A 1,458-nucleotide genomic window follows, 5' to 3' on the forward strand; every position below is an offset into this window, starting at 1 on the left:
TGATGCTCCTATTGCTGTCAAGCGGCTTGGAGCCATTCACGGTAGGCGTGAGTGAGGTCGTCGTTCCTGCTGAGTCCTCTTTCGAGCCTGGAGATGGCGGTGGGCCAGACTCCGAAGTGCTGGGCGACGGCCGTGAGGGTGATGTTCTTGGCCTGTCGCAGGGGTCGCAGATCGGCGATGCCGGGGACGGTGACCACGGTGGTCAGGCAGCGGAAGATCTCCCGGGAGATGGCCCGTTTCAGCAGTCGGATGATGTCTTTCTTCGTCCGGCCGGCGGTGGTCTGCCTGGCGACGTATTCGCGGGTGCGGGGGTCGCTGGACATGCGGACCAGGGCGATGCGGTAGAGGGCGGCGTTGGCTGCCCGGTCCCCGCCTCGTGAGAGACGGTGGCGGTTGGTTCTGCCGCTGGAGGCGGGGACAGGTGCGGCTCCGCAGAGGGCTGCGAAGGACGCTTCGGTCCGCATGCGCTCGGGGTTGCCTCCGGCAGTGATCAGCAGCTGGGCGGCGGTGTCGGGGCCGACTCCGTGGGCGGCCCGCAGGCCGGGGTTCAAGGCGGTGGCCTCGCTGTCGAGGGCTCTGGTCAGGGCTGTGTGCTCGGCGGTCAGTTCTTTGACGCGTCGGGCGAGGTTTTTCAGGGCGGTGAGGACCGCGACGTGCACGGTGTCCCCGGCCGGTCGCAGCCGGGCCAGAGCGTCGGTGCGGTCTGTTCCCGTGAGCCGTCCGTACTTGGCGCGGATGCTCTCGGGTGCGGCGAAGAGGATGTGGGTGATCTGGTTCAGGGCGGCGGTGCGGGCCTTGACTGCGGAGCGGGCGGCGTTGTGCAGGGCGCGTATGCCGGCGACGGTGTCGTCCTTGGGTGAGCTGGAGGCCCGTCCGGAGAAGGCCGCGCGGGCTGCTGCGTAGGCGTCGATGGGGTCCGACTTGCCGATGCGGCGGCGTTCGGCCCGGTCGGGCCGGTTCACCTCGACGACGCGGTGTCCGTGGGAGCGGGCGGCACGGGTGAATCCGGCACCGTAGGAGGCGGTGCCCTCCACGCCGATGGCGATGACGTGGCCGTGGGCGTCCAGGAACGCGAGGGCCGCGGCGTATCCGGCGGTGGTGGTGGCGAACTCGGCGTCTGCGAGGTGGCCGCCGTTGTCGCCGATGACCGCGACGTGGATGGTGTCGGCGTGGGAGTCGACCCCTCCGAACACGTCCTGGTCCATGGTTTGCCCTGGGACCTCTGATGTCATGCTGATGATGCCTTCCAGCCGAAGGTAGGCGCCGGCCGGGTGGCGCAGACAGGACATTGAGGGGGCTTCTGGCCAAGCTCCTATCAGGTCATGTTCCGCCCGGCCGGAGCCATGAGAACAGGTCCCGGCGGCCGGACAGAACAGCGGGAAGACAGCCCAGCAGGGCGTCAGTCAGTGGCAGAGCCACGACCACCGGGACCTGAGTATCAGCATCAATGTCAGTGGC

At 68.7% G+C, this 1,458-nt stretch carries 1 protein-coding gene; it reads right to left on the minus strand.

Annotated features, from left to right (window positions below):
- Nucleotides 1-17 precede the first annotated feature (17 nt).
- Nucleotides 18-1,205: an IS110 family transposase gene (locus ACIQZN_RS34910; RefSeq protein WP_404002739.1), complete on the minus strand. Its 1,188-nt coding sequence runs from the start codon at nucleotides 1,203-1,205 to the stop codon at nucleotides 18-20.
- Between the last annotated feature and the right edge of the window lie 253 nt (nucleotides 1,206-1,458).

Source organism: Streptomyces sp. NPDC097595 (assembly GCF_044761525.1).
Lineage (GTDB): Bacteria > Actinomycetota > Actinomycetes > Streptomycetales > Streptomycetaceae > Streptomyces > Streptomyces drozdowiczii_A.